At 53.5% G+C, this 19,507-nt stretch carries 17 protein-coding genes and 1 tRNA gene; 14 read left to right on the forward strand and 4 right to left on the reverse strand.

The genetic code is table 11. The features are described 5' to 3' along the window. Positions 1-129 precede the first annotated feature (129 nt). The 10 genes from galE to HMPREF3192_RS05920 all read left to right on the forward strand — a co-directional run bounded on the left by galE (position 130) and on the right by HMPREF3192_RS05920 (position 11,241). The gene (gene galE, locus HMPREF3192_RS05875) at positions 130-1,188 is read left to right on the forward strand and encodes a UDP-glucose 4-epimerase GalE (protein ID WP_066306371.1); all 1,059 of its coding nucleotides are present in this window, start codon (positions 130-132) and stop codon (positions 1,186-1,188) included. Positions 1,189-1,192: 4 nt separating this feature from the next. After that, positions 1,193-2,437 carry a polyprenyl synthetase family protein gene (locus tag HMPREF3192_RS05880; protein ID WP_066306374.1) on the forward strand — a complete coding sequence of 415 codons (1,245 nt, stop codon included), beginning with the start codon at positions 1,193-1,195 and terminating at the stop codon, positions 2,435-2,437. Between the two features lie 80 nt (positions 2,438-2,517). Further along, the gene (locus HMPREF3192_RS05885) at positions 2,518-3,429 is read left to right on the forward strand and encodes a peptidoglycan-binding domain-containing protein (RefSeq protein ID WP_066306376.1); all 912 of its coding nucleotides are present in this window, start codon (positions 2,518-2,520) and stop codon (positions 3,427-3,429) included. Between the two features lie 141 nt (positions 3,430-3,570). Beyond that, a tRNA-Gln gene (locus tag HMPREF3192_RS05890) sits at positions 3,571-3,645 on the forward strand. A gap of 59 nt (positions 3,646-3,704) precedes the next feature. After that, positions 3,705-5,186 carry a bifunctional UDP-N-acetylglucosamine diphosphorylase/glucosamine-1-phosphate N-acetyltransferase GlmU gene (gene glmU, locus HMPREF3192_RS05895; RefSeq protein WP_066306378.1) on the forward strand — a complete coding sequence of 494 codons (1,482 nt, stop codon included), beginning with the start codon at positions 3,705-3,707 and terminating at the stop codon, positions 5,184-5,186. Positions 5,187-5,189: 3 nt separating this feature from the next. Beyond that, positions 5,190-6,185 carry a ribose-phosphate diphosphokinase gene (locus HMPREF3192_RS05900; RefSeq protein ID WP_066306381.1) on the forward strand — a complete coding sequence of 332 codons (996 nt, stop codon included), beginning with the start codon at positions 5,190-5,192 and terminating at the stop codon, positions 6,183-6,185. Between the two features lie 8 nt (positions 6,186-6,193). Continuing rightward, a complete protein-coding gene (gene pth, locus HMPREF3192_RS05905) occupies positions 6,194-6,826 on the forward strand; it encodes an aminoacyl-tRNA hydrolase (protein ID WP_066306388.1) in 633 nt (210 codons plus the stop codon). 391 nt (positions 6,827-7,217) lie between these two features. Then, a complete protein-coding gene (locus HMPREF3192_RS05910; protein ID WP_066306389.1) occupies positions 7,218-8,060 on the forward strand; it encodes a sulfide/dihydroorotate dehydrogenase-like FAD/NAD-binding protein in 843 nt (280 codons plus the stop codon). Further along, entirely contained in the window at positions 8,048-9,478 is a 1,431-nt protein-coding gene (gltA, locus tag HMPREF3192_RS05915; RefSeq protein ID WP_066306390.1) for an NADPH-dependent glutamate synthase, read from the forward strand. The genes HMPREF3192_RS05910 and gltA overlap by 13 nt, the downstream gene beginning before the upstream one ends. A 281-nt stretch (positions 9,479-9,759) precedes the next feature. Beyond that, complete coding sequence (locus HMPREF3192_RS05920) at positions 9,760-11,241, forward strand: DUF1846 domain-containing protein (RefSeq protein WP_066306391.1); 1,482 nt, start codon at positions 9,760-9,762, stop codon at positions 11,239-11,241. A 57-nt stretch (positions 11,242-11,298) separates the two neighbouring features. Here the strand turns inward: HMPREF3192_RS05920 and HMPREF3192_RS05925 are convergent, their stop codons facing one another. Continuing rightward, positions 11,299-12,348 (reverse strand): asparaginase, encoded by a 1,050-nt coding sequence (locus HMPREF3192_RS05925; RefSeq protein ID WP_066306650.1) that lies wholly within the window; start codon positions 12,346-12,348, stop codon positions 11,299-11,301. Positions 12,349-12,441: 93 nt separating this feature from the next. Here HMPREF3192_RS05925 and HMPREF3192_RS05930 point away from each other — a divergent pair, with 93 nt between their 5' ends. Next, a complete protein-coding gene (locus HMPREF3192_RS05930; protein ID WP_066306392.1) occupies positions 12,442-12,825 on the forward strand; it encodes a hypothetical protein in 384 nt (127 codons plus the stop codon). Between the two features lie 245 nt (positions 12,826-13,070). Continuing rightward, the gene (locus HMPREF3192_RS05935; RefSeq protein ID WP_066306394.1) at positions 13,071-14,426 is read left to right on the forward strand and encodes a putative manganese-dependent inorganic diphosphatase; all 1,356 of its coding nucleotides are present in this window, start codon (positions 13,071-13,073) and stop codon (positions 14,424-14,426) included. Between the two features lie 512 nt (positions 14,427-14,938). Here the strand turns inward: HMPREF3192_RS05935 and pth2 are convergent. The 3 genes from pth2 to HMPREF3192_RS06850 all read right to left on the reverse strand — a co-directional run bounded on the left by pth2 (position 14,939) and on the right by HMPREF3192_RS06850 (position 17,630). Next, complete coding sequence (gene pth2, locus HMPREF3192_RS05940) at positions 14,939-15,367, reverse strand: aminoacyl-tRNA hydrolase (RefSeq protein WP_066306403.1); 429 nt, start codon at positions 15,365-15,367, stop codon at positions 14,939-14,941. Positions 15,368-15,448: 81 nt separating this feature from the next. After that, a complete protein-coding gene (ettA, locus tag HMPREF3192_RS05945; RefSeq protein WP_066306406.1) occupies positions 15,449-17,128 on the reverse strand; it encodes an energy-dependent translational throttle protein EttA in 1,680 nt (559 codons plus the stop codon). Between the two features lie 340 nt (positions 17,129-17,468). Continuing rightward, positions 17,469-17,630, reverse strand: coding sequence for a hypothetical protein (locus HMPREF3192_RS06850; protein WP_156422895.1), 162 nt, complete (start codon positions 17,628-17,630; stop codon positions 17,469-17,471). 282 nt (positions 17,631-17,912) lie between these two features. On the opposite strand from HMPREF3192_RS06850, the gene yfbR reads away from it, so the two are divergent. Next, a complete protein-coding gene (gene yfbR / locus HMPREF3192_RS05950) occupies positions 17,913-18,512 on the forward strand; it encodes a 5'-deoxynucleotidase (protein ID WP_066306409.1) in 600 nt (199 codons plus the stop codon). Between the two features lie 40 nt (positions 18,513-18,552). Further along, a complete protein-coding gene (trmB, locus tag HMPREF3192_RS05955; protein WP_066306411.1) occupies positions 18,553-19,452 on the forward strand; it encodes a tRNA (guanine(46)-N(7))-methyltransferase TrmB in 900 nt (299 codons plus the stop codon). Positions 19,453-19,507 lie beyond the last annotated feature (55 nt).

Genomic DNA, 19,507 nt, shown 5'->3' on the forward strand with positions numbered 1-19,507 from the left:
GTATACTTGCAAAGAAACGTTAACACTCGCGGCGTTTCACACGCTGGCGGCGCGTACGAGGCGGCACCAGGCATCACGCCTCGCGAGCGCGATACGTGATGCCTCACACAACACTTCACGGAGGAGCCTATGGATGCTTTGAGCGCTTTTGATTCGCAAGATTGTATTTTAGTGACGGGCGGTGCCGGGTTTATCGGCAGTCACACCGTCGTTGAACTGCTGCAACACAAGGTGAAAGTCGTCATCGTGGATGACCTTTCAAACGCAAGCAAAAAAGTGCTCGAGCGCATACATACCATCGTAGGCGACGAGGCGTTTTCGCTCCTGACGTTTTACCAAGCCGACGTATGCGACAAGCAGGCATTGAGCGCCATTTTTGACGCGCACCCCGTCACGGCGGTTATTCATTTTGCAGGCTTTAAGGCGGTGGGCGAATCGGTTTCCAAACCCATCGAATACTACACGAACAACCTTTCCAGCACCTTGACACTGGTCGATGTCATGCGCGCACACAGCTGCAAGTCGATTATCTTCTCGAGCTCGGCGACCGTTTACGGCGACCCCGACTCGCTGCCCTTAACCGAGCAGAGCCCCAAGAAGAGTGCCACCAACCCCTACGGTTGGACCAAGTGGATGATCGAGCAGATTTTGACCGACCTTCACATGGCTGACGAGAGCTGGAATGTCGTCTTGCTGCGCTACTTCAACCCCATTGGCGCGCACCCGTCGGGCCTTATGGGCGAAGATCCTAAGGGTATTCCCAACAACCTTGTCCCCTACGTGGCGCAGGTGGCTGTCGGCAAGCGCGAGGCTACGCACGTCTTTGGCAACGATTATCCCACCCCCGACGGAACGGGCGTGCGCGACTACATCCACGTCTGCGACCTGGGCACGGGCCACGTTGCCGCGCTGCGCTGGATGAAAGGCCGCCATGGCGTCGAGGTGTTTAACCTCGGCACTGGCCAGGGAAGCTCCGTGTTGGATGTCATTTCGTCCTTCTCGAAAGCCTGTGGCAAAGAAATCCCCTACGTCATCGACCCACGCCGTCCCGGCGACGTCGCGACCAATTATGCCCAATGCGACAAGGCCAAAGACCTGATGGGCTGGCAAGCGCAGTACAACCTTGATGACATGTGCCGCGATTCGTGGAACTGGCAATCGCATAATCCCGATGGTTATGAAGGATAAAGTCGTGTCTGACGAGAAGACCGCACAGGTTGGCAAAAAGATCGATGGCGCTGCAGTGGGCGGCGCGATGGCTGGCGAGAAGTTCGACGGCGTTGCAGCAGACAGCGTGGCAGCTGGTGGCGGAGCGGGCAACAGCAATAACCTTTTTGTCAGCTGGCTTTTGGCACAGCAAGCGCTGATCGAGCACGCCATGCTTGAAGGGCTTCCGACTGCCTCACAGCACGCGCCGCGTAGCACCGAGCGTGATCTCGAGCAGTTTTTGTATGATCCTCTGCGCGCATTTATTCACGATGGTGGCAAACGCACACGCCCTGCCCTGTGTCTTCTCGGGAGCTTGCTGCCACAAAAGAACGGCGTTGCGAACGTCAGTGCAAGCGCCGATGCGGGTGACGCAGATCAGCGCTTGGTGCAGGTACTTGACTGCGCCTGCGCCTTTGAGGATTTTCAATCCGCGGCACTTATCCACGATGACATTGCTGACCAAAGCGAAAAACGTCGTGGACAACCTTGCATGTATCACACCCAGGGCACGGGTGTTGCCTTAAACGTGGGTGATCTGGCACTTATTAGCGTCATACAGCGCATCGTCAAGTCAGCAACGATCGCCGACGATGTTAAACTCAAGCTCATCGATCTTATCGCCACGACAGAGCAACTCACCATCGAGGGCCAAGCGCTTGATTTGGGCTGGGCGCGTGACGGTCGTTGGGATATTACTGAAGAGGACTATCTCTACATGGCCCGTCACAAAACCGCCTATTATTCGGCAGCAGCACCGCTGGTAGCAGGTGCGCTGTGTGCGGGTGCCACGCAGGAGCAATGCGAAAGTCTGCAGAACTTCGGTCTTCAAGCGGGCCTGGCATTTCAGCTTCAAGACGATCTTCTGAACCTTATTGGTGACCCCAACAAGCAGGGCAAAGATTGGCGCAGCGACATCACCGAAGCCAAGCGCACGCTGGTTGTCGTACGAGCCCTCACGCAGTTTGCGCAGACCTCACGCACGCAGGCAAAACGTGCGCGCCTGATCGAACTTCTCGACAGCAATACTGCCGATCCAGATAAGCTGGCCGAGGCCGTCGAACTGCTAGAAGAAGCGGGGAGCATCAAGTATGTACAAAACTATGCACACCAGCTCATTTGCCAGACAAAAGCGCAGCTCACACAAGCTACTGATGCGCACGGTTTTAACCAAAACGCCACCGACATACTGCTTGCCATGGCTGACTTTTTTATAGAACGTGTTGACTAGTGGCTGAAGCGCACAGAGATTTGACTAGCATGAACTACACTAGGTATGTACTTACGTGCCTAATGTGCTAAGGAGGAGTAATGGACCCCGTTCACGAAGGTATGAGTGGAGCAGCTGTAGAAGATATTCAAGAACGTCTTGAGCAGCTCGGCTACAGCATCGATGCGCAGGAGCATCAGGACAAAACATTTGGCTCTTCTACAGCCACGGCGGTAACGCGCTTCAGACTCGATCACGATTTGGGGCTTTCGAGCGAGGTCGATACCGCGTGCTGGGCACAACTCGTTGACGAAAGCTGGGAATTTGGTGAGCGCACCTTGTACCTGCGCCTTCCCAATTTTCACGGGCGCGACATTATGATGCTGCAGGAGCGCTTAAACGTGCTCGGCTTTTCGTGTGGGACGCCCGACGGCTATTACGGCGTGCATACCGAGGCAGCCGTCAAGCAATTCCAAGAAAACATTGGCCTTATGGCTGACGGTATGGCATTTTCGGACACCTTCGATGCGATTAAGCGCTTGCATCACGTGTGGTCGGGCAAACCCGCAAACGGTCCGCATCCGCAGCTTGGCACGGGTTTTGCACGCGCAGCATCCGTACTCGAAAATCTGCACTTCGCTTTGAGTGCCGATGACCCCATTTCGCGCAATATCGTAGGACGCTTGTGTAACCTTGCACAGGCCACGGTTACCGATGCTGACATTGAAGTGCTCGACAATCTCGAGAATCTTGCACAGCAACAAAAACCTGTCTTTTTGCTCTCCCCCAACACGGCAGTGGCTTCCGTTGGCATCGCCAACGTCGAGGTCGACGACCTCGAAACCCTCCCGCAGCGTATTCGTACGGCATACGAGAGCGCCCAGTCTTCTCATCCGCTTATCCGTTTGCAGCTGCCCGTGGCCGCCGAGTATAACGGTACGTTTTCGGCTTCCGATGCACAGACCTTGGCCATTATGCTGCTGGACGCCATTTGCGAAGCATTTGCCCAATAGGCTCCCGTGCGCTCTCACACGCATTCGTCCTCATGCAGCAACAACGCAAACCTGCGCCTCGAGGGCAAATTTCAAGCAATAAGTTTTCGTGAAGATCTGGTCAGAATCGTTTTTGTCGTATACACTATAGTTCGCGCGCACTGGGGTATCGTCCAATGGTTAAGACACGGGTTTTTGGTGCCTGTAATGGGGGTTCGACTCCCTCTACCCCAGCCAATCGCTTTGGCTTTTAAACCATTTGTAAACCATGACGTAGGTAATGGAGGCATCTTCTTATGCCACTCACCGCGATAATCCTTGCAGCTGGCGAGGGTACGCGCATGAAATCTCGTCATCCCAAAGTTATGCACAAACTTCTTGATAAGCCCCTCGTTGGATGGGTTGTTGACGCCGCTCGCCGTGCCGGAAGCGACCGCATTATTGTGGTTGTTGGTCATGGTGCAGCTGAAGTAAAAGCATACCTTGGCAACGACGACGTCGAATTTGTCGAGCAGACTCAACAGCTCGGCACAGGTCATGCTGTACGCTGCGTTTTTGACGCCTTGTATGCCACAACTGCCGAGAAGACCGACGAGGTCGCAACCACAACTGGTGTTGCTGTCGTAGGCGCATCCACCGCCGCGACCACCGACCCCGCCGCGCGTGCCGCCGACGAGCACATCGTCGTACTCTATGGCGACACGCCGCTCGTGCGCCCCGAAACCATACGCACGCTCGTACAAACCACCACCGAACAACACTACGCCTGCTCGGTGCTCACGATGCTCCCACCCGATCCTGCGGGCTACGGTCGCATCGCCTATAAAGATGGGCAGCTCCACGTCATTATCGAAGATAAGGACTGTAGCGACGAACAGCGCCAGACGCTGCGCGAATGCAACTCGGGCCTATACTGCTTTAAGGCTAGCGAGCTTGCACAAGGTATCCAGCAGCTTTCCTGCAACAACGCTCAGCACGAATATTATTTGACTGACATGGTTGGATATCTCGTGAATAAACACGAGCGCCTGCAGTCGGTATGCTGCGACGATTACAAAGAACTTCTCGGCGTTAATTCGCGCACTCAGCTGGCACAAGCAGCAAAGATCATGCAAACGCGCATTAACGAGTATCACATGAATCGCGGAGTAAGCATGCTTGACCCCTCGACGGTTTGGATTGGCGCCGACGTTAAGATCGGGCAAGACACCGAAATTCTGCCCAACAGTATTCTTTTTGGCGACACTCGCGTAGGAAGCGAATGCACCATCGGCCCCAACACGCGCTTGATAAACTCCCAGGTTGGAGACGAGTGCCTCGTTGACGAGAGCGTTGTAGTTGACTCGCGTATCGACAATAAGGTGTCCTGCGGTCCGCGCGCATATCTGCGTGGCCATACGCATCTTAAGGATCGCGCAAAAGCAGGAACCCACGTTGAGCTCAAGAATTCCACCGTTGGAGAAGGTTCCAAGGTTCCGCACCTTTCGTATATTGGCGACACGACCATGGGAAGTGGCGTTAATATAGGAGGCGGGTCTATTACCTGCAATTATGACGGCGTTCACAAACACAAGACCATAATTGGAGACAACGCTTTTATTGGTTCGGATACCATGATGGTCGCCCCCGTAAACATTGGTGCGGGCGCCATGACTGGTGCAAGCTCGTGTATTTACAAAGATGTACCGGCCGACGCTTTGGCAATTGAGCGCTCGGAAGAAGTCATAAAGGAAGGCTTTGCTAAGACAAAGCGGGCAAAACTCGAGAAAGGGCATTAGTCTATGTACGAAAATCTGTGTCAGCCCATGAGCAGAGAGAAAAAAATCAAACTCTACACCGGCACTGGCAATCCCGTACTAGCTCAACGTATTGCAAATGTCTTGCACCTCGGACTTTCCGGTCTTCGTATCGAGAAGTTCGCGAATGGGGAAATTTACGCACGCTTCGAAGAGACCGTACGCGGCAGCGAGGTATTTTTCATTCAATCCATTGCGGGCCAAAACGTTAACGACCTGATTATGGAAACGCTCATTGTTGCAGATGCAGCGCATCGTGCTTCGGCTTCCAACTTCACCGCGGTTATCCCCCACTACGGTTATGCTCGTCAGGATCGCAAGGCAGCAAGCCGCGAGCCCATTACCGCGCGCCTCGTGGCAAACCTGCTTGAAGCTGCAGGTATTGACCGTATTATTACCCTTGACCTGCACTCGGGTCAGATTCAGGGCTTCTTCGACATTCCCGTCACGCACTTGACGGCGTTGTATCAATTTGGTGACTACTTTAAGACCAAAAACTTTGACTGGAACAACACGGTGGTTGTTTCGCCCGACATGGGTCGCGCAAAAGTTGCTAAAAAGCTTTCCGATTATTTGGGTTGCGAGGTTGCTATTGCCCACAAGAGTCGCCCCAGTCATAACGCTGCCGAGGTCATGGGTATTATCGGCAATATTAAGGGTCGTACCTGCATTATTAATGACGACATGATCGACACGGCGGGCACCCTGTGCGGCTCCATCACCAAGCTCAAAGAGATGGGCGCTGGCGACATTTATGTCTGCGCCACACACGGCGTTTTTTCGGGTCAGGCCATCGAGCGCCTCGAAAATGCCCCTATCGAGGAGTGCGTCGTAACGGATGCTATCCCCTGCTCGATTGCCAACACCGAGGACTCGAAGATTAAATCCATTTCGGTCGCGCAAGAGCTTGCTGATGCCATTTATGCCGTCTATGCCGATAAGACCGTCAGTGGTGTTCACGGCGGAAACTCCGAAATGTAATTATTGCAATGCCTGCACAAGACCTGTCCTCAAAAGAGCTTCGTGGCGCACAAAACATTCGCATGATCTGCGGCCTTGGTAATCCAGGGTCGCAGTATGCGTATACGCGCCACAACATTGGCTTTGCCGTGATTGATGCTATAGCCGAAAGCCGCCATATCACGTACTGGAAAGACGAACTCGGTGCGCAGGTAGGCGTTTATAAGCATCGAGCGCAGGGGCTGGCCGCAGGTCAAAACCAGGGCGCAGGTCAAACCTCGAGTCAAGAAATTCTTCTGGTCAAACCACAGAGCTTCATGAACACAAGCGGCGGTCCTCTTGCAAAACTTGCACAGCGCTATCATATTGCGCCCGAAGAAATCCTTGCTATCCACGACGAGGTAGATTTACCCGAAGGAGATATTCGTCTTAAATGTGGTGGAGGCCTGAATGCGCATAATGGCCTGCGAAGCATTGCTCAAAAATTAGGGACTCGCAATTTTTATCGTCTACGCATGGGCATTGGTAGACCTCCTGGAAAGATGGATGTCGCAACCTATGTTTTACGCGAGCTCAAGGGCAATTTTAAAGATGATTTTGTATTTGAAGCGCAACAGGGCGCGCAGGAGTGCCTGCGCTTCTTGGGATGGTGCAGCTTGTAATGCCTGCGCTTTTTGGGCTAGCTCCGTCTGGAGTATCACCTGTTCGCGCAGTTACCCAACGCTAGCTCCGTCTGGAGTATCACCTGTTCGCGCAGTTACCCAACACTAACTATAAGTAATTATGCATATTCCCCCACAAAATTCTCTGTATACTAGTATTTTTTAATACTATTTTGCAGCCCCAGCAATATTCTCGCAATTTTATGAGCCCGCACAGCAATTTTTTAAGCCAAAGTTCATGCTATAGCCTACAATAAAGATACGTCGGTTTTACCCGCTTGAACCGTTGTTGGAGTCAACGGTTGGGCTGGAGCCGACCAAAGGGAGGAAAGGAAAAGCGGCCCCACGGGGTCGATTTTCGCATGGAGAACTATGGGGAGGAGTACAGCACATGTATAAAATTCTCCAAAAAACGCAATTCTCCGAAAACGTATTTAAATTTCGCATCGAAACCGCCGAAATAGCCAAACATGCGCACGCGGGGCAATTTTTGATGGTTCGCGCCAACGAACTATCCGAGCGTGTGCCGTTTACCTTTGCCGATTGGGATGTGAAAGCGGGCTGGGTTGAATTTATCTTTATGGTTATTGGTAAAACGACTCGCATGCTCGCTACGTACCAGGAAGGAGATTTTTTGCAGGACGTCACCGGGCCTTTGGGCATGCCAACCCAGCTGAAGGAAGGACGCTGGGCTGTTATTGGTGGCGGCGTCGGGCTGGCCATTGCGTTTCCTGTAACGCGCCTATTGGCCCACGCGGGCTATGAGGTACATGCCATTATGGGTGCACGCACCAAAGAATTGCTGTTACTCGAGCAGCAATTTCGCGAGCTTTTACCCTCAGATCACATCCACATCACCACGGATGATGGCTCATATGGCGAGAAGGGTGTCGTCACGCAGCCTTTGGGGCGTTTGCTACAAGCCAATGTAGCCGATCGCGTTTTTTGTGTCGGCCCCGTGTCTATGATGAAATTCTCGACACTGACCGCCGAGAAATACAACACCCCCATCACCGCTTCGCTCAACCCCATTATGGTTGACGGAACGGGTATGTGCGGCTGCTGTCGAGTCGAAATTGGAGACGAAACAAAATTTGCCTGTGTTGATGGTCCAGACTTTGATGCAACCAAAGTAAATTGGGATGATTTACGCATGCGTCAAGCTTCCTACCTCACCGAAGAAAAGCAAGCGCTCAAAGCGTACGAGGAAAAGATGTGTCCATGCCACAAGTAATTGATCGCCCAACCCCTGCAAAAGCCACAACAAAAACGCGTTACATTCCTAACGCCACAGCGCCACGCACGCCCGACAACGAGGAGCCTGCCGCCGAACGCATGAAGGATTTTCGTCCTATCGATAAGGGCTTTACCATCCAAATGGCCCTTGCCGAGGCAAATCGCTGCCTGGATTGCAAGCGTCCGCTGTGCATCACGGGCTGCCCCGTGAATATTAAAATCCCTCAATTTATCAAGAAGATCCGCGCGCAAGATTTTGGTGGCGCGCTGGATATTATTCACGAGGACTCGATGCTTCCCGCTATTTGTGGACGCGTCTGCCCGCAGGAATCGCAGTGCGAAGGCAAGTGTATCCTGGGCAAACGTGGTAATCCTATTGCCATTGGCCAGCTTGAGCGCTTTGTGGGCGACAAGCCCGAACTCGCAAGCAAACCAGTCATAGAGGCGGCAAAACACAAAAAGGTTGCCGTCGTAGGTTCGGGCCCGTCGGGCATTACCTGCGCAGGAGAGCTTGTGCGTCGTGGTTTTGATGTAACCGTGTTTGAGGCCTTCTTCACGGGCGGTGGCGTTTTGGTTTATGGCATCCCCGAGTTTCGTCTTCCAAAAGCAGTGGTCAAGCGCGAGATCGACGCTCTAACGCAGCTGGGTGTCAAATTTGAATACAACTCCGTGGTGGGGCGCATTTCTACCGCGCAAGAGCTGTTCGAGAAGGGGTTCGATGCGATGTATGTCGCGACGGGCGCAGGACTTCCCAAGCTGCTCCACATCCCTGGAGAAAATTTACCAGGCGTCTTTTTTGCTAACGAGTACCTCACGCGCGTGAACCTCATGAAGGCAAAAGATTTTCCCCATTACGACACCCCCACCAAGCACGGAAAAAACGTTATCGTTTTTGGCGGCGGCAACGTCGCTATGGACGCCGTTCGTACTGCTAAACGCCTTGGTGCCGAGCACGCCATTATCGCCTACCGACGCACCGAAAAGGAGATGCCCGCCAGTAAAGCGGAACTGCATAATGCCAAGGCTGAGGGCGTTGAAGTCATGCCGTTGGTCTCGCCTGTCGAATTTCTCGCTGGCGAGAAGGGCTTTGTGCGTGCTGCACGTGTGCAAAAAATGAAACTTGGCGAGCCTGACGCGAGCGGACGTCGTCGTCCCGAGCCTATCGAAGGCGCGTTTGAGGACATTCCTTGCGATGTTGCGATTTCGGCCATTGGCACCAATGCGAACCCGCTGGCAAAGATGGTTGCCAACTACAAGCTCAACAAATGGGGCTACATCGAAACTGACGAGAACGGTCACACGTCCGAAGCGCGTATTTGGGCTGGTGGCGATATCGTCACGGGTTCAGCCACGGTAATTCTTGCCATGGGCGCTGGTAAAACCGCAGCTAAAGCCATTGATGAGACACTGAGCTAGCACAAGTTCGCGCGGGCCACGCGAATGCACGCCAACGCATAACGCAGACGTGCGAACGTACACGAAATCAAGAGCGGGTGCATGAACGGCTAATTTATGCGTCCGCTTTTTGTACGCCTGTCGCGGCGCGGTTTATATTATGATAGGAAGGGTTGGCGCTCTAGGGCAGGGCAACGCCACTAAGGCAGGGCAACGCATATCGCAGGCATCAGGTCAGCCGCGGGGTAAAGCAATGCCACAAAGGTAAATCAGGTACACACAAAAACGCGCGGAGGTCTCTTATGCAGCTTGGTTTTGATAATGACAAATATCTCACCCTTCAAGCTGAGCATATTAGAGAGCGTATCGCACAATTTGGTGGCAAGCTGTACCTCGAATTTGGTGGCAAACTCTTTGATGATTACCACGCTTCCCGCGTGCTTCCTGGCTTTGCGCCTGATTCAAAAGCGCGCATGCTTGCAAAGCTTGCTGACGAAGCCGAGGTGCTTTTTGCAATCAACGCCAATGACATTGAGCAGGGAAAACGCCGCAGCGACATTGGCATTTCCTATGGCGAAGATGTCCTGCGCCTGATGGATGTGTTTCGTCATATGAAGCTTGCCATTACGGGCGTTGTCATTACACAATGGACGGGCCAGCAAAAGGCCATGCAGTATCAAACAAAACTTGAGTCGATGGGAATAAGCGTCTACAGGCACTTTCCCATTGAAGGCTACCCCTCCAACGTCGACCGCATCGTGAGCGACGAGGGTTTCGGCAAAGATGAGTATGCTATTACCACGCGCCCGCTTGTGGTGGTTACCGCTCCTGGTCCTGGTTCGGGCAAGCTCGCCGTCTGCCTTTCTCAGCTGTATAACGAGCACCGCCATGGCGTGTCCGCAGGCTATGCAAAATTCGAAACCTTCCCCGTGTGGAACCTGCCTTTGCAGCACCCCGTCAACGTTGCTTACGAAGCCGCCACGCTGGATCTGGGCGATAACAACATCATCGACCCCTTCCACCTTGAAGCTCACGGCGAAGTCACCGTCAATTACAATCGCGACGTCGAGACTTTCCCCGTGCTCAAAACCACCATGGAGCGCATTTTGGGACACAGCCCCTACGCCTCGCCCACCGATATGGGCGTCAACATGGTCGGTAGCTGCATCAGTGACGATGCAGTGTGCCGAGAGGCGGCCAAACACGAAATCGTACGTCGCTATTTCCATTGTGCCGAGAAGATCGAGCGAACGGGAGAAGGTGCCTCTGAGCTCGAAAAAGCCAGCTTGCTCATGAAAGAAGTTGGCATAGACGAGAGTCTCTCGCCTGCGCGAACCGCAGCACTGAAAAAAGCTGAAGACACGGGTGCGCCCGCGGGTGCCATGCAGCTTCCCGACGGAACCATCGTCACGGGCAAAACTTCCGAATTACTTGGCGCAGCATCTTCGCTTTTACTCAATGCCCTCAAGCGCGTTGCAGGCATCCCCAAAAAGACGTACATCGTGCGCGATGAGGCGCTCGTTCCCATTTGTAAGCTCAAAACCGAGCATCTGCACAGCCATAACCCGCGTCTGCACTCCGACGAGACACTTATTGCGCTGTCGATAAGTTCGGCGACAAATCCCGAGGCACAGCACGCTATTGAGGCGAGCAAACAACTCTACGGCTGCGATGCATACTTCTCGGTTATCATTTCGCATACGGATGAGCGTGTGTATCAGCAGCTCGGCATTAATGTGTGTTGCGAGCCACACTTCGAAAGCGGCGCGTACTACCACAAGTAAGCTTGCGCTACCCCATCCGCAGCTCTAGTTTGCAGGTGGGGGGGTATTTATTTTGCGCTACTCGACGTCTGAACGATCGTGATTAATCACACGATAAAAGAGTTCCGCGCGCTCCTCGGACGAGCTGGACTGTCCAAGTATCCACATAGTTTTTGCGACCACAGACTCAACGGACATGTCGCCTGCGCGCAAAATGCCTGGATGGTGTGCATAGGCACGACCTACCTCATACACGCCTAGATCAAGACCTTCTTCATCCACCTGCGTGGTAATGACCAACGTGCGTCCCGAATCAACCCAGTCAAAAATAGCTCGCTCATACGAAGCTCCGTCATGCTCTGGAATGCCTCCGACACCGAAGGTTTCTAACACAATCGCTCGATAATCTCGCTTTAAAAGCTCAAAAATCGAAGGGTCAAGCCCAGGAGTCAGCTTGAGTACGATGACCCGTCCATCGAGCTGGCGATAAAAGCGCGGCTCGTCGGTCTTCTCGGCAGCAATATTCTGATTTTCAGCGCTGACAACATTGCTCGTCTGCGTCAGGCTATGCACGTTACGGATGAGTTTATTGTTGCGAAAGACCGCCAAAATTGGATAATTCATGCTGGTGAATGCATTAAAACTCATGGTGCGTTGCTTGTGGGCGCGCGTACCGCAAATGACCTGACCACTAAAGACAATGACCACTCCAGCAGCTGCGGGATCGCAGGCATACAGCACTGAGTGATAGGTGTTGATCTTCGCATCGGTAAAGGGATGGTCCATAGGCTGCTGAGACCCTGTCAAGACGATGGGCTTCTCGACATCTTGAATAAAATACGAAAGCGCGGCCGCGGTGTAGGCCATGGTATCGGTGCCATGCAGCACGACAAAACCGTCGTAGTCGCTATACTTTGCTTGAATCGTCCCGGCGATGTCGAGCCAATTGTGGGGGCGCATATTGGTACTGTCGATGTTCATGAGCTGCACGTAGTCAATATCGCACAGGCCGTCGAGCAGCGGTACTTGCCTGAGCAGCTCCTGAGCGGTGCGTGTTGGCGCAAGCTGACCTTGCTGGCCTGTTGACGCGATGGTACCACCCGTTGCGATCACTAAGATGCGTTTCATGCTCATCAGCCTTTCTATCCCTATGAAGTTCTATAATATAATAGTTGGTCTCATAAAGGCCACGTGCAACAAAAACGAACAAGGAGTACCTCGATGTCTTTAGCACAACGTCAATTTAAAATCGTCTGCCTCATGCTCATGACGTTTGGCGTGTTAAGCATGATTGCTAGCACCGCTGCGAGCGTCATGAAGATCACCACCGCGGTTGGCTCGGTGGCGGGTCTTATGGTTGGCGGTCTTGCGGCATTTTACGGCTTTAAAAGTGCTATGGCAGCAAACGTACCCTCGGCGGCCACCGAGCAAGGCAAAACGCTGGGCACAGTGCTCGTCTTTGCCATCATCGTTGGTTTTGTTTCTGTCTTTGGCAACCTTTTTGGTTCCAAGGTTTTTTGTGCCACAATAGCGGGCATTTTGGGATTGCTTGCGCTATTGTGCGTCGTGTTATGCAACCGCCTTGCCAAGGAAGTCGACCGATAAGATCGCGCACTTGAGCGCGCGGTCCGCGCTTGCAACAACGCCCGATCACGCACTTGTGGATGCGCCGCGAGCGGACGGTCTTCTCGGCAGGCTGACGCGCATTCGATCGCGCACCGCAATATGTATTCTCGCTGTTAAACAACGTATCTCACGTACACGCAGACGCACGGTGGGGTACCATTCACGTACGATAGTATTGTATACAGCGTTATCACACAGTTACACAGCACTAGTAAGGAGTTATTATGGCTGACGATATCCGTAAGGTCTACGTCTTTGGACACCTTCACCCCGACACCGACAGCATTGGCGCGGCAATAGGATACGCCTATCTCAAAAATCAAATTGACAAACCCATTTACCAGGCGTGCCGCACCGCGCGCATTAATCTTGAAACCGCGTTTGCCCTAAAGCACTTCGGCTTTGACGAGCCTCCTCTGATCGAGACCGCAGCCCCGCAGATCGCCGATGCCCAGGTACAGACCGTTGACGGCATTGCCGAGAAGACCACGATTTCTGAGGCTCTTGCACTCATGAAAAAGCAGGGTCTGACGCTTCTTGCCGTCGTTGATAAGGACAAGACGCTGCTTGGTGCTATCAGTCGTCGCACGCTTGCCGACGTTATGCTCACGCGCATCGCTGACGGTGCCGAGGCGGCCGACGAGCTTGCCCTGAACGACGCCGTGAGCTCTGTCATGATCGCTGCTGATAAGCTCACGACCGTTTCGGTCGCAAACAAGGTAGCCGACGCTAAAAAGACACTTGAGGACGCCGCCGATGACATGCTTGTTGTTGTGGATCGCGACGGCAAGTACCACGGCCTCGTAAACGCTTCCGACCTCGAGAACGTCACCAAGAAGCGCGTCATTTTGGTCGACCACAACGAGCGCACCCAGGCTGCCGACGGCATTGAAGAGGCCGAAATCCTAGAGATTATCGACCACCATCGCATCGGTTCCATCGAGACCAACTCCCCCGCGTACTTCCGCAACGAGCCCGTTGGTTGTACCTGCACCATTTTGTATGACATGTATAACGAGAATAACGTCAAGATCCCCGCAAACATCGCTGGTATCTTACTTTCGGCCATCATGTCCGACACCCTGTGCTTCCGCTCCCCCACCTGCACGCCTCGCGACGTCAAGGCAGGTCGCGCCCTTGCCGAGATTTGCGGTGAGGATCTGGAGAGCTACGCCGACTCCATGTTTGACGCGGGCGCCGACCTTACGGGCCGCACCGCTGCTGACATTTTTGGTGCCGACTTCAAGATCTTCGAGCGCGGCGATGTGCGCTTTGGCGTTGGCCAGGCAAGCTTCATGACCGAGAACAGCCGCAAGGCCGCCGAGGAGCTTGTTGGTCCCTACCTGAAGGATGGCGCTGCCGAAAACGAAATTCCCGCTGTCTTCTATCTGTTCACCGACATTAAGTCGAAGACCTCCGAGATGCTGTACTGGGGTAAGGATGCCGATAAGATCGTCGAGAAGGCCTTTGGTGTCGCACCTGTTGACGATATTGCAACCTTGGTTGGTGTTGTCAGCCGTAAGAAGCAGGTTGCACCAAACCTGATGGCTACACTGGAAGAGTATGTCGGTCAGAAGTAATGCTCGCGCGTACTATGCTCGAGACGCGTACAGCGCACGAAGCGTATAATTCGTAGGGCGTAAAAACTCTACCGTTCGTGATGAGCTTTGAGCTCACATAAGGATGTAGATTCAACATAAAGGAGGTGGCTCAAAAAACCACCTCCTTTTTTACGTTTATGCACCTTGCGTACTACTTTGTACTACTCTTCCGTATACGCACGCACTTTGTGTTACGTAGCTTCTGCGATGATTGCCATACCCGCAAGCGCGACCCCTGTGCCAGACGTCTCGTCGGCTGTCTTGGGGAGTTTCTTGGACTTGGCTTTTGGTTTTGCCCTTGTCCTTTGTTGTGTCCTTGGCGGCGGGGGTCGGCGCGGGGGGCGCTGGCGGGTTAGGCGCAGGCTGATTGGGCGCAGGTGGGTTTGGTTGCGTCAGCGTTGGGGGGTCGGCTGAGGCGGCGTGCAGCTAGAGGCGCGCCGCAACATGCCGTAGCGTTGCGGCGGGGTGCAACTAGAGGTAGCTATGAAACGCTAGAACAGCGGCAAATCCCCCGTTAAAGGATCAACCTGTTCTGGAAGCAAGGGCTCCAATGCAAGGCAGGTAAAGGTGGGCTCGCCATGAAATTCGGTAAGCCCTGCGTCACGTACGAGCGCGCAGACAAAACCCAACTCATTAGCACGCTGTGCAATATCGAGCAACGCTTCTTCGGAATCCACGTATACGCAAATCTTTGCGATACCTGCTTCAAACCATGCCGATAAGGGCGTGGGCGCTTGGCCTTCATCATCAAGATAGACCCATGAATTATGCGCTACCCGCACCTGATCGAGGCGCCTCTCTTTGGCGAGTGCCATAAGAATCGCCTCGACACAGGCGTGGCTTGCTTGCGCCGCAATTTTACCTTTGCGCATATGCAGGTCGCGGCGCATGACGATCATTTGTTTTGCTTTGTATGCCATGAAGTTCCTTAGTCGCGCGGGTTATTATCTACCGTGCGTCAGTATGTTGCTGCAAAGCGAGCACGCAGTCACAGCAGCCCATTAATCGCGCGTGAGTTTTCGATGCAAGCAATGTGGGCGTGCCGCCTCCATACCAAGGCGAAGCACGCGATCCTTCTGATAGTCCGCAAAGTTACCCTCAAACCAATGCCAGCGTGCGGGGTTCTCATCAGTTCCTTCCCAGGCAAGAATGTGCGTGCAAATACGGTCCATAAACCAGCGATCGTGGCTCGTGACTACCGCACAGCCCGCAAATTCCAACAGCGCTTCTTCAAGACTTGCCAAAGTTTCGGTATCCAAGTCGTTGGTCGGCTCGTCAAGGAGCAAAAGGTTGCCGCCCTGTTTGAGCGTCAAGGCAAGATTCAAACGATTGCGCTCACCACCCGACAAAACGCCTGCAGGTTTTTGCTGGTCAGTACCCTTAAAACCAAAAGCGCTCACATAGGCTCGGCTCGGAATCTCTGTTTTGTCCACGCGAATAATATCATTGCCGCCCGAAACGACTTCCCATACGCTCTTATTCGCATCAAGGCCTTCGCGCTGCTGATCGACATAGGAAAGCTGCACCGTCTCGCCCAGTTCAAGCGAACCTGCGCTGGGTTTTTCGGCACCCACAATCATCTTGAAGAGCGTCGACTTGCCCACACCGTTGGGGCCAATCACGCCCACGATGCCATTGCGCGGAAGCATAAAGCTCAAGTTGTCGATAAGAACGCGCTCTCCGTAGGCTTTGCGCAGGTCAGTAACCTCGAGCACCTTAATGCCCAGGCGCGGACCCACGGGAATATGAATGTCCGTAAAGTCAATATTGGTAGCGCGTGCGGCCTCGGCTTCCATTTTTTCGTATGCAGCAAGACGGGCCTTGCTCTTGGCCTGGCGCGCCTTCTGAGACGAACGCACCCAGGCGAGCTCAGACTTCATCTTACGTGCGCGCTTTGCATTTTGCTTTGATTCAAGTTCCAGACGCTGGGCTTTTGTCTCGAGATAGGTCGAATAGTTGCCCTCGTACGGATACAAGGTACCGCGGTCGACCTCACAGATCCACTGCGCCACGTTGTTTAAAAAGTAGCGATCGTGCGTCACGGCAAGCACGGCACCAGGGTAATTTTTGAGGAATTGCTCCAACCACAATACGCTCTCGGCGTCGAGATGGTTGGTGGGCTCGTCGAGTAATAGCAGGTCAGGAGCCTCAAGCAACAGCCTACACAGCGCAACACGGCGGCGCTCACCACCCGAAAGATGCGCGACATTCTCGTCAGGATCGGGGCACTGCAACGCGTCCATCGCCTGCGACAACTGGCTATCCAGATCCCAGCCATTAGCAGCATCAATTTCGTCTTGCAGCTTGCCCATCTCGTTCATCAGCGCGTCAAAGTCGGCGTCGGGCTCGGCCATTTCGTTACCTATTTGATTAAAGCGGTCGATCTTATCGAGAAGATCTTTGAAGGCGAGCTCGATATTCTCTTTGACTGTTTTTGTGTCGTCGAGCGGTGGCTCTTGCTGCAGCAGACCCACGGTATAGCCTGGCGCGAGGCGCGCTTCTCCGTTGGAAACGTCCTCCATACCCGCCATGATTTTGAGCAGCGTTGACTTGCCCATGCCATTGGGGCCCACCACACCGATCTTCGCGCCAGGGAAAAATCCCATAGTAACGTCATCCAAAATGGTTTTGCCCTCGTAGGCCTTGCGAGCTTTGTACATCTGGTAGATAAACTCTGCCATGCCTTCTCCTTATGATTTGTGTTGTGCTTTGATCATACCAGCTTCCTGGGTTTGTATGTAGTCTTGCAACCATGCGGAGTGCAGCTCTGCACTCAAGGTGGAATCAAGACGCGAAGCCAGAGCAAGTGCCCTGGCTTTTAGCTTTTACTGAAGTGTACCTGACCGCTTTACGCGCGATGCCCAGTTGAAATTACGCACGACACGCTTAGCGTTTGCATGAACGCAAACGACGCTGCATACCAAGAAGCAACATCGTCGCTCCAGAAACAAACAGCGTTGCTGTCTGCGGTGCGGCCATCAACGTTGCATCTGACGTTTTGGGAATCGCAGCTTTTTAGGCTTAGGCCGTGACTGTGGTGACGTCGGAGGAGTCGACGGGAATAACAACCTCGTAGCGAGTAAATTTGTTTTGCAGAGCCTCCTGTTTTACGAGGTACTTGTCTTCCAATTTGTGGCTCGTGCCACCAAAGCCCCAAAAGCCTGTACCAGAGACTTTAAGCATAGACCCTTATACGAAGCGCGCGCGATAATCGTGGCGCGAATTTCGTACGGAGCGGTGGCGGGTGCGGCACTTGTAGGCTGTGCAGGTTGCGTGGGGGTCTGAGCAGGCGCGCGACGCTGCGAGTCACCACGCAACATGAAGACGGTATACTTTCTTGTATGCACATTACGCCTTACTGACTGCAGCCTACGGTGGCCATGGCCGCGCCCGCGCGGCACCCTCGCGACGGGCGAAGCGCCTCATCGCGACACCCACTGCAACCATTTTTATTTTGGAGTTGTCATGTTTCCGTTTTTAGCAATTCTCTCGCGCATGAAATACATCGAGCGCTGGGCCCTTATGCGCAACTCGCGCCCCGAAAACCTTGCCGAACACTCGCTCGAGGTGGCTCTCATCGCACATATGCTCGCAACCATCGCTAATACCCGCTACCACAAGACGCTCGACGCCAATCGCGCGGCCATGATCGGGCTTCTCCACGACTCGTCCGAAATTATCACTGGCGACATGCCCACGCCCGTCAAATATGCCAACAGCTACATCCAGACCGCCTACAAGGACGTCGAGCATAAAGCCGAGCAATCGCTTGTGAACACGCTGCCCACTGATGTACGCAACGTTTACCAGGACCTTTATTGCGCGAACCCCAATGATGCCGACGACGTGTATCTGCGCCGCCTCGTAAAGGCTGCCGATAAGATCTCTGCGCTGATCAAATGTATCGACGAGGCGCAGTCGGGCAATCAAGAATTTATAACTGCCGAGAAGAGCATTCGAGCAAGCGTTGATGAACTTGCGCAAGCGCTCCCCGAGGTGCGCGACTTTGTAGAGAAATTTTTGCCCGCCTATGGCTTAACGCTTGACCAGCTCATTCATTCATAAGCCCATTCATTTGTAAGTCATTCATTCGTAAGGACTGTTGATGCACGCACTTCATGCTCGCTTACCGAAAAATTTTGTTTTGGAAGAACGCCTCGAGCGTTTTGGCCATGTGATTGAAGTCGAGCCCACGCGCTTGCGCGGTCAGTGGGTGACACTTTGCTATCCCAGCATGGGTGCAGATTCGGGTGCCACAAGCGATCTTAGCAAAACTCGCTTCAGCAAAGTATACCTTGATCTGGGCTGCGGCAAAGGTGTGTTTACCTGCGAACTTGCTGCACAAAACCCTGATGCTTTATGCATTGGTATGGACAGCGAACCTCTATGCATTGCCTATGCCGCACAACGAGCACATGAAGCTCATCTGAATAACGTCATTATTGTACCTGGCAATGCCTCAAAACTTGCGAGCTATTTTGCAGAAGGTGAACTTGAGCGCATCTACCTTAACTTCCCGACCCCCTTCCCTCGTAAAAAAGAAGCAACCGCTCGCCTGACGCACGCGCTGATGCTTGCAAGCTATACTCGACTTCTGGCCCATACCAGCACATCGTCAATCCGTTTTAAGACGGACAGTATTCCGCTATATCGTTTTAGCTTGACCCAAATTGAACCCGCTGGTTATGAGCTTTGTTGGAAAAGCGAAGAAGTGCGAGATGTGCTTCCCGATGAGCCCCAAACGGGATACGAAAAACGCCTACGTGCCAAGGGCGCGCAGATTCATGGATTCGAAATTGTTCCGCGTGACTTACAAAAAACATGCCCCACGCCAGAAGCGATCACACCAAAAGCAATACAAGAGAAGCTCACCATGTCTATGAGCTTGGTGGATTATTTGCCCGATGATCTCTCTGAGCTTTCTTACATACCGCATGGCATGGAAGGAACCGTCGTTAACCTGCGCAACCGAAGATTACGCAAGGCCATGGCAAAAAACTGCTAAAAGTCGTCCTTAGATCACTTGCAATGAGCGCATCCACTTTTCGAGGGCAGTGTAG

The organism is Atopobium deltae, from assembly GCF_001552785.1.
Taxonomy (GTDB): Bacteria; Actinomycetota; Coriobacteriia; order Coriobacteriales; family Atopobiaceae; genus Atopobium; species Atopobium deltae.

What these genes read in the sequence shown, in the direction of transcription:
- galE (WP_066306371.1), top strand. Translation starts at nt 130, where the DNA reads ATGGATGCTTTGAGCGCTTTTGATTCGCAAGATTGTATTTTAGTGACG.
- HMPREF3192_RS05885 (WP_066306376.1), top strand. Translation starts at nt 2,518, where the DNA reads ATGGACCCCGTTCACGAAGGTATGAGTGGAGCAGCTGTAGAAGATATT.
- glmU (WP_066306378.1), top strand. Translation starts at nt 3,705, where the DNA reads ATGCCACTCACCGCGATAATCCTTGCAGCTGGCGAGGGTACGCGCATG.
- HMPREF3192_RS05900 (WP_066306381.1), top strand. Translation starts at nt 5,190, where the DNA reads ATGTACGAAAATCTGTGTCAGCCCATGAGCAGAGAGAAAAAAATCAAA.
- pth (WP_066306388.1), top strand. Translation starts at nt 6,194, where the DNA reads ATGCCTGCACAAGACCTGTCCTCAAAAGAGCTTCGTGGCGCACAAAAC.
- HMPREF3192_RS05910 (WP_066306389.1), top strand. Translation starts at nt 7,218, where the DNA reads ATGTATAAAATTCTCCAAAAAACGCAATTCTCCGAAAACGTATTTAAA.
- gltA (WP_066306390.1), top strand. Translation starts at nt 8,048, where the DNA reads ATGCCACAAGTAATTGATCGCCCAACCCCTGCAAAAGCCACAACAAAA.
- HMPREF3192_RS05920 (WP_066306391.1), top strand. Translation starts at nt 9,760, where the DNA reads ATGCAGCTTGGTTTTGATAATGACAAATATCTCACCCTTCAAGCTGAG.
- HMPREF3192_RS05925 (WP_066306650.1), bottom strand. Translation starts at nt 12,348, where the DNA reads ATGAAACGCATCTTAGTGATCGCAACGGGTGGTACCATCGCGTCAACA.
- HMPREF3192_RS05930 (WP_066306392.1), top strand. Translation starts at nt 12,442, where the DNA reads ATGTCTTTAGCACAACGTCAATTTAAAATCGTCTGCCTCATGCTCATG.
- HMPREF3192_RS05935 (WP_066306394.1), top strand. Translation starts at nt 13,071, where the DNA reads ATGGCTGACGATATCCGTAAGGTCTACGTCTTTGGACACCTTCACCCC.
- pth2 (WP_066306403.1), bottom strand. Translation starts at nt 15,367, where the DNA reads ATGGCATACAAAGCAAAACAAATGATCGTCATGCGCCGCGACCTGCAT.
- ettA (WP_066306406.1), bottom strand. Translation starts at nt 17,128, where the DNA reads ATGGCAGAGTTTATCTACCAGATGTACAAAGCTCGCAAGGCCTACGAG.
- HMPREF3192_RS06850 (WP_156422895.1), bottom strand. Translation starts at nt 17,630, where the DNA reads ATGCTTAAAGTCTCTGGTACAGGCTTTTGGGGCTTTGGTGGCACGAGC.
- yfbR (WP_066306409.1), top strand. Translation starts at nt 17,913, where the DNA reads ATGTTTCCGTTTTTAGCAATTCTCTCGCGCATGAAATACATCGAGCGC.
- trmB (WP_066306411.1), top strand. Translation starts at nt 18,553, where the DNA reads ATGCACGCACTTCATGCTCGCTTACCGAAAAATTTTGTTTTGGAAGAA.